8 protein-coding genes are annotated in these 7108 nt (G+C 74.5%); 4 read left to right on the top strand and 4 right to left on the bottom strand.

Features of this window, described 5'->3' with window-relative positions; translation table 11 throughout:
- Nucleotides 1-120 precede the first annotated feature (120 nt).
- Entirely contained in the window at nt 121-1284 is a 1164-nt protein-coding gene (dapC, locus tag ACFXOZ_RS30825; RefSeq protein WP_375884764.1) for a succinyldiaminopimelate transaminase, read from the bottom strand.
- A 20-nt stretch (nt 1285-1304) separates the two neighbouring features.
- Nucleotides 1305-1631: a ferredoxin gene (fdxA, locus tag ACFXOZ_RS30820; protein WP_030287402.1), complete on the bottom strand. Its 327-nt coding sequence runs from the start codon at nt 1629-1631 to the stop codon at nt 1305-1307.
- A 135-nt stretch (nt 1632-1766) separates the two neighbouring features.
- Between fdxA and ACFXOZ_RS30815 the strand changes: the two genes are divergently transcribed.
- A complete protein-coding gene (locus ACFXOZ_RS30815) occupies nt 1767-2768 on the top strand; it encodes a GNAT family N-acetyltransferase (RefSeq protein WP_380593414.1) in 1002 nt (333 codons plus the stop codon).
- Between the two features lie 31 nt (nt 2769-2799).
- Nucleotides 2800-3708, top strand: coding sequence for a transglutaminase family protein (locus tag ACFXOZ_RS30810; RefSeq protein ID WP_375884759.1), 909 nt, complete (start codon nt 2800-2802; stop codon nt 3706-3708).
- Nucleotides 3709-3725: 17 nt separating this feature from the next.
- Here the strand turns inward: ACFXOZ_RS30810 and ACFXOZ_RS30805 are convergent, their stop codons facing one another.
- The gene (locus ACFXOZ_RS30805; protein ID WP_375884756.1) at nt 3726-4355 is read right to left on the bottom strand and encodes a response regulator; all 630 of its coding nucleotides are present in this window, start codon (nt 4353-4355) and stop codon (nt 3726-3728) included.
- Nucleotides 4356-4419: 64 nt separating this feature from the next.
- On the opposite strand from ACFXOZ_RS30805, the gene ACFXOZ_RS30800 reads away from it, so the two are divergent.
- Together ACFXOZ_RS30800 and ACFXOZ_RS30795 are read left to right on the top strand one after the other, a co-directional pair.
- Nucleotides 4420-5364 carry a MerR family transcriptional regulator gene (locus tag ACFXOZ_RS30800; protein WP_380593413.1) on the top strand — a complete coding sequence of 315 codons (945 nt, stop codon included), beginning with the start codon at nt 4420-4422 and terminating at the stop codon, nt 5362-5364.
- Nucleotides 5358-5852, top strand: coding sequence for a GNAT family N-acetyltransferase (locus tag ACFXOZ_RS30795; RefSeq protein ID WP_375884751.1), 495 nt, complete (start codon nt 5358-5360; stop codon nt 5850-5852). The genes ACFXOZ_RS30800 and ACFXOZ_RS30795 overlap by 7 nt, the downstream gene beginning before the upstream one ends.
- Here ACFXOZ_RS30795 and ACFXOZ_RS30790 read toward each other — a convergent pair.
- Nucleotides 5849-7108 carry a sensor histidine kinase gene (locus ACFXOZ_RS30790; RefSeq protein ID WP_380526669.1) on the bottom strand — a complete coding sequence of 420 codons (1260 nt, stop codon included), beginning with the start codon at nt 7106-7108 and terminating at the stop codon, nt 5849-5851. The genes ACFXOZ_RS30795 and ACFXOZ_RS30790 overlap by 4 nt on opposite strands.

Raw genomic sequence — 7108 nt, 5'->3', positions numbered from 1 at the left:
TTTTTAATCCCCCCCGCCTCTGGGCCGGGGGCCCCCCGCGCCCCCCCCCGCCGCGGCCCCCACGCGGGGGCGGGGCGGGTGTCCCTTTCCGCAACCCCGGCCCCTCCGTCGTACCCGCCGTCAGCGCGCCGCGGCCAGCCGCTCCACGGCCGCGGCGACCCGCTCGTCGGTCGCGGTGAACGCGACCCGGACGAAGCCGGCGCCGGACGGCCCGTAGAAGTCACCGGGCGCCACCAGGATGCCCAGCCCGGCCAGTTCGGCCACGGTCTCCCAGCACGGGCGGTCCTGGGTCGCCCACAGGTACAGGCTCGCCTCGGAGTGCTCGACCCGGAAGCCGTACGCCTCCAGCGCCGCCCGCAGCGCCGAGCGCCGGGCCGCGTACCGCTCCCGCTGCTCGGCCACGTGCGCGTCGTCGGCGAGCGCCGCGATCGTCGCCGCCTGGACGGGCGCCGGCACGATCATGCCGCCGTGCTTGCGCAGCCCCAGCAGCTCCTCGACCACCACCGGGTCGCCCGCCACGAAGGACGCGCGGTAGCCGGCCAGGTTGGAGCGCTTGGAGAGCGAGTGGACGGCCAGCAGGCCCTCGTGCTGTGTTCCGTCCCCGGGGTCCCCGCAGACGTCCGGGTGCAGGACGGAGACCGGTTCGGCCTCCCAGCCCAGCTCGAAGTAGCACTCGTCGCTGACCAGCAGCACCCGGTGCTCCCGGGCCCACTCGACGGCGCGGCGCAGCTCGTCCGCGCCGAGCACCCGGCCGGTCGGGTTGGACGGCGAGTTCACCCAGAGCAGGCGCACCCGGGAGCCGTCCAGCTCGTCCACCGAGTCGTACTCGACCGGCTCGGCGCCGCACAGCCGGGCGCCCACCTCGTAGGTCGGGTAGGCCAGTCGCGGGTAGGCGACCTGGTCGCCCGGGCCGAGGCCGAGCTGGGTCGGCAGCGAGGCCACCAGCTCCTTGGAGCCGACGGTCGGCAGGACGGCCCGCGGGCCGATCCCGGCGCCGCAGCGGCGGTTCAGCCAGCCGGCGATCGCCTCGCGCAGCTCCAGCGGACCCCAGACGGTCGGGTACCCCGGCGTGTCGGTGTGGGCCGCCAGCGCCTTCTGGATCAGCTCGGGGACCGGGTCCACCGGGGTGCCGACGGAGAAGTCGCAGAGGCCACCGGGGTGGGCGACGGCGGTGGCCTTGTAGGGCTCCAGCTTGTCCCAGGGGAACACCGGGAGCCGGTCGGAAACGCGGCGCGCCGCCCCCGGGTGACCCGGGAACGGCGCGCGCGTGCTGTTGGTGTTCACAGCTCAGTAGCCACCGATCGTCAGTGGTCGGCGTTCTGCGGCGGCAGCGCGGCGATGAACGGGTGGTCCCGCTCGATCAGGCCGAGCTTGGAGGCGCCGCCGGGCGAACCCAGGTCGTCGAAGAACTCGACGTTCGCCTTGTAGTAGTCCTTCCACTCCTCCGGAGTGTCGTCCTCGTAGAAGATCGCCTCGACCGGGCAGACCGGCTCGCACGCGCCGCAGTCGACACACTCATCCGGGTGGATGTAGAGGGAGCGCTGGCCCTCGTAGATGCAGTCAACCGGGCACTCTTCGATGCACGCCTTGTCCTTCACGTCGACACAAGGCTGCGCGATGACGTAGGTCACGCTGTCGTTCCTCCTCGGAAGGGCCTGTCGGCCCGTTCTGTTCTGCTGCCGTGCGCGGTGTGAGCGCGGCGTCGTCGATGCCCGCCCCTAGTATCGCGGGTCGGAGCAGGCAAATGCACAGGAGGTGGCCGGATCATGACCCGAGACCAGCTGGAACGGCGTCCGGAAGTCCGGATAGATCGCTCTGACGTGGGTCTTCGCGTGTCCGTGCGGCGCCTCTCGGAGTTCGTGGACGACCGTCCGGTGTTCCGCGATGTGATCGGCGTGCTCACATCGTGGGACGATCACGGGCTCACGGTCGAGCCCCGGTCGGGCGGTCCGGTGACCTTCCCGGAGAAGCTGCTGGTCGCGGGCAAGGTCGTGCCGCTCTTCCCCGCGCGGCGCGCGGAGCTGCCCGCCGCCACGCCGGTCGAACTCCAGCGGACCGCCGGGCGCGGCTGGCCGGGCGTCGAGCAGGAGGCGCTCGGCGAGTGGACGCTGCGCGCCGCGGCCGGGTTCACCCAGCGCGCCAACTCCGTCCAGGCGCTCGGCGATCCGGGGAGGCCGCTGCCCGCGGCCCTGGCCGCCGTCCGGGCCTGGTACGCGGCGCGCGGACTGCCCGCCCTGGTCGAGGTGATCACCCCCGGGACGGCCGACGACCTCAGGCCGCTGCTCGGCCCGCCGCGCTCCCCCACCCAGGTGCGCACCGCCCCGCTGGCCGCGCTCGCCCGGACCGGCACCGGGCACGGGCGCGTGCGGCTCGCGCGGACCGCGGGCGAGGACTGGATGTCCCTGTACGGGAAGCTGAGCGAGGACCCGGCGGCGCGCGAGGCGGCCCGCCGGGTGCTGCACGGCGGCCCCTCGGTCTGGTTCGCCACCGTCCCCGGCGCCCCCGGGCAGCCGCCGCTGGCAATCGGACGCTGCGTCATCGACGGCCCGTGGGCCTGCTTCGGCGCCATCGAGGTCCAGCCGTACGCCCGGCGGGCCGGACTGGCGACCGCGGTGATGGCGGTGCTCGCCGCCCGCGCGGCGGAGGAGGAGGCGAGCGGCGCGTACCTGCAGGTCGAGGCGGAGAACGACGGTGCGGGGGCGCTCTATGACGGACTCGGCTTCACGACCAGTCACACTTACCACTACGCGCTCCTCCCCCAGGAGTAGGCGCCCGACCGTTCCCTCCTGGTATGTCCGCTTGTCCGTCCGTCGTACGAAGGCCGTCGCCGTCACCGTGACCGAGCACAGCAGAGACCGCTTCCGGACCGCCGCCCGCTCCGAGCAGCCCGACCCGGTGCTGCTCTGCCTGCTCGCCGCCGCCGAGCACGACCCGGTCCTCGACCCGGGCGATCCGGGCGAACCGCCCGGCGTCGACACCCTGCTGGCCGCCTGCGAGGCCGCCCTCGACCGGCACGCGGCCGCCGTCCGGCTCGCCGTCGCCGAACGCTCGCCGTCCGGGCCGGAGGAGACCGCCGCACTGCTCGCCGCCGTGCTCGGCGGCCGGGAACGCTTCCACGGGCGCCAGTCCGACTACCGCCGGCTGGAGTCCTCGCTGCTGCCCGACGTCCTGCGGCGCCGTCGCGGACTGCCGATCATGCTCTCGCTGGTGTGGACGGCCGTCGGCCGCCGGGCCGGGCTCACCGTGCACGGCATCGCCCTGCCCGGCCACTTCATCGTCGCGGTCGGCGGCCCGGCCGGCGGCGAGGAGTACGTCCTCGCCGACCCCTTCCACGGCGGGCGGCTGCTCGACCCCGCCGACGTCGAGCGCCTGGTCGCCGCCTCCGGGCACGACTTCACCCCCGCGCTGCTCACCCCCGCCCAGCCGCTGGACATCGTGCTGCGGGTGCTCGGCAACATCCGGGCCTGGGCCGCCGACCGGCCCGAACAGGCCCGCACCCAGCTGTGGGCCACCGAACTCGCCCTGCTGCTCCCCCGGCACCCGGCCCAGCTCCGCCTGGAACGGGCCGAACTCCTGGTGCGGATGGGCGACTTCCTCGGCGGCTCGGCGGAGATGGACGACTACGCGCGGATCCTGGACGCCTTCGACCCGGACACCGCCGCCAAGGTCCGCCAGGAGGCCCGGGCGGCCCGCCACCGGCTCAACTGACCTGCCCCGAGAGGCGGTTACAGCCAGCCCTTCTCCCGGGCGATCCGGACCGCCTCGGTGCGGTTGCGCGCCTCGGTCTTCTGGATCGCCATCGAGAGGTAGTTGCGGACCGTCCCCTCCGACAGGTGCAGCCGCCTGGCGATGTCCGCGTTCACCGCGCCGTCCGCGGCCGCGCCCAGCACGTCCCGCTCGCGCGCGGTCAGCGGATTGGCGCCCTCGGCCAGCGCGGCCGCCGCCAGCGCCGGGTCGATCACCCGCTCGCCGCGCAGCACCCGGCGGATCGCCTCGGCCAGCTCGGACGCCGGCGCGTCCTTCACCAGGAAGGCGTCCGCCCCCGACTCCATCGCCCGGCGCAGGTAGCCGGGGCGGCCGAAGGTCGTCGCGATGACCACCCGCGTCCCCGGCGCCCGGCTGCGCAGCTCGGCGGCCGCCTCGATGCCCGTCATCCCCGGCATCTCGATGTCCAGCACGGCGACCTGCACCTCGTTCGCCAGCACCGCCGCCACCACCTCGTCCCCGCGGCCGACCTGCGCCACGACGTCGATGTCCCCCTCCAGCCCGAGCAGCGCCGCCAGCGCCTCCCGGACCATCCCCTGGTCCTCGGCGAGCAGCACGCGGATCGAGGGGCCGTTCTCTGCAGTACCCATGGCCACGACCTTAGAGGGAAAGGGGCTTGAGTCTCCGGCAGGGGGAGACCCCACAGTGGTGCCCATGGACGGCAGCGAAACGCTCTACTCGATCGGCGACCTCTCCCGGCGCACCGGACTCACCGTCAAGGCCATCCGGTTCTACGCCGACACCGGCCTGGTCCCGCCCACCGACCGCACCACCGCCGGCTACCGCCGCTACGACCTCCACGGCCTCGCCCGGCTGGACCTCGTCCGCACCCTGCGCGAACTCGGGCTCGACCTGCCCGCGATCCGCCGGGTGCTGGAGCGCCAGGCCCCGCTGCACGAGGTCGTCTCGGCGCACGCGGAGGCCCTGGAGGTGCAGATCCGCACCCTGCGGCTGCGCCGGGCCGTCCTGCTCGCCGTCGCCCAACGCTCTTCCACCCCCGAGGAGATGACACTCATGCACAAGCTCGCCCGACTGTCCGACGCCGAACGCCGCCGGCTCGTCCACGACTTCATCGACGAGACCTTCGGCGACCTGGACGCCAACCCCGAGTTCGTCGCCATGCTGCGCTCGGCGATGCCCGAACTGCCGGACGAACCGCGGCCGGAGCAGGTCGATGCCTGGGTCGAGCTGGGCGAACTCGTCCAGGACCCGGACTTCCGGGCGGCGGTGCGGCGGATGGCCGAGCACCAGGCCGTCGAACGGGCGGACGGCGACCGGGGCGGGCTGCACGCGGCCCTGACCGGGACGGTACGGACGGTGGTCGGCGCGGCCCTGGCCGAGGGCATCACGCCCTCCTCCCCGGCCGCCGACCCCGTCCTGGACACCCTCACCGCCGCGTACGCCGAGACCTTCCGCCGCCCCGACGACCCCGCCCTCCGCTCGTGGCTGCTGGCCCGCCTCACCACGGCCGACGACCCGCGCGCCGAGCGCTACTGGCAGTTGCTGGCCGTCATCAACGGCTGGCCGGTGCCGGAGGGCCTGCGGGAGGTATTCGGATGGCTCACCGAAGCCCTGCGCAGCAGACTGACCGGATGCTGACCCTGGAACCCCTGCGCCCCGACCACGCCGCCGCCGTCCTCGCCTTCGAGCTCGCCAACCGCGCCTGGTTCGCCCGGACCGTGCCCGACCGCGGGGACGCCTACTTCACCGCGGCCGGGTTCGCCGAGCGCCACGCCGCCCTGCTCGCCGAACAGGCCGAGGGCACCGGCCGGTTCCACCTCGTCCTCGGCCCGGACGGCGCACTGGTCGGCCGGATCAACCTGGTGGACCTCGTGGACGGCAGCGCCGAACTCGGCTACCGCGTCGCCGAGTCCGCCGCCGGGCAGGGCCTCGCCAAGGCCGCCGTCGCGCTGGTCTGCCGACTCGCCGCCGACGCCTACGGCCTGCACGCGCTGACCGCCGCCACCACCCTCGACAACCCGGCCTCCCGGGCCGTCCTGACCGGCAGCGGATTCACGGTCACCGGGCAGTGCCGGCTCGGCGGACACCCGGGCCTGCGCTACCGCCGCGCCCTGGACGCTTCCTAGGAGGCCGTGGAGGCCCCGGGGGACGGGGCGGGGACCGGGCGCAGGGGGACCGAGGCCCGGATCCGGAAGCCCTTGCCGCGCTCCCCCGGGCCGGTCTCCAGCCGGCCGCCGACCAGGGCGAGGCGCTCCTCCAGTCCGGAGAGCCCGTTCCCCGGTTGGGACTTGCCCGGGCCGGGACCGTTGTCGGTGATCTCCAGGACGGCGTACCGCCCGCCGCCGCCGTCCCAGCTCTCGTCCGCCGTCACCGTGCAGACGGTGGCCCCCTCGCCGTGCCGGACGATGTTGGTGACCGCCTCGCGCAGTGCCCAGGCCAGCGCGCCCGCCTCCTCGTTGGCCAGCGACGGCCAGGCGTCCACCAGCTCCGGCGCGGCCTCCAGCCGGACCTGCGCGGCGGCCAGCGCCGTACGGGCGGCGGCGAGCTCGACCGGCAGGGTGGGGCGGCGGAAGCCGGTCACGGCCTCCCGCACGTCGATCAGCGACTGCCGGGCGACCTGCTCGATCTCGGCGACCTGCGCCCGCGCCGCCTCGTCCTTGCCCGCGTCCATGAAGCGGCCGGCCAGCTCGCTCTTGAGGGTGATCAGCGAGAGCGAGTGCCCGAGCAGGTCGTGCAGGTCGCGGGCGAGCCGCAGCCGCTCCTCGGAGGCGGCCAGGTGGGCGACCGCGGCCCGGGCCTCGCGCAGTTCCTTCATGGTGGTGACCAGCCGCTGCAGGCCGGTCATCGCGACGCCGGAGAGGAAGGCGCTGAGGGCGAAGGTGGTGGTGCTGTCGTTGTCGGCGTGGATCGCCAGGCCGGTCCCCGCGGTGAGCAGGGCCATCGCGACCAGGGCGCGCAGCGCGTGCTTCACCGGGGTGATCACCGCGAGGCACACCGAGGCGTAGATGAACATGGTCAGGAACGCGCCGCCGAGCACCGCGGCGGAGGCCACCGCGAGCACGATCATCGTCCCGACGACCACCTGGCAGGCCCGCGGCTTCATCCCCGCCTGCGAGCGGAAGATCACCAGCAGGACGTAGGCGGCCACGAAGACCGCCAGGCAGGCCCAGCCGAAGACCTGCTCGGCCCCGCTGTGCCCGCCGTTCAGCAGGCTGCTCGCCGGGTAGGCCAGGTAGGTCATCCACAGCAGCATCCAGGCGACCTTGACGGTCATCTGCCGCCGGGTCTCCACCGGGGCGCCCGGGACGTTCATGAAGGAGGCGCGCACCGGACCGGCCTCCCCCGGTTCGTCGGGGCGGTCGGTCCGGTGCGCGTCGGTCAT

It is taken from the genome of Kitasatospora sp. NPDC059160, assembly GCF_042755465.1.
In the GTDB taxonomy this organism is placed as follows: Bacteria; Actinomycetota; Actinomycetes; order Streptomycetales; family Streptomycetaceae; genus Kitasatospora.
This window is presented reverse-complemented; position numbering and strand designations above follow the sequence as displayed.

Coding starts and splice junctions, on each gene's coding strand:
- ACFXOZ_RS30795 (WP_375884751.1), top strand. CDS start 5,358: ATGCTGACCCTGGAACCCCTGCGCCCCGACCACGCCGCCGCCGTCCTC.
- ACFXOZ_RS30800 (WP_380593413.1), top strand. CDS start 4,420: ATGGACGGCAGCGAAACGCTCTACTCGATCGGCGACCTCTCCCGGCGC.
- ACFXOZ_RS30790 (WP_380526669.1), bottom strand. CDS start 7,108: ATGACCGACGCGCACCGGACCGACCGCCCCGACGAACCGGGGGAGGCC.
- ACFXOZ_RS30805 (WP_375884756.1), bottom strand. CDS start 4,355: ATGGGTACTGCAGAGAACGGCCCCTCGATCCGCGTGCTGCTCGCCGAG.
- ACFXOZ_RS30815 (WP_380593414.1), top strand. CDS start 1,767: ATGACCCGAGACCAGCTGGAACGGCGTCCGGAAGTCCGGATAGATCGC.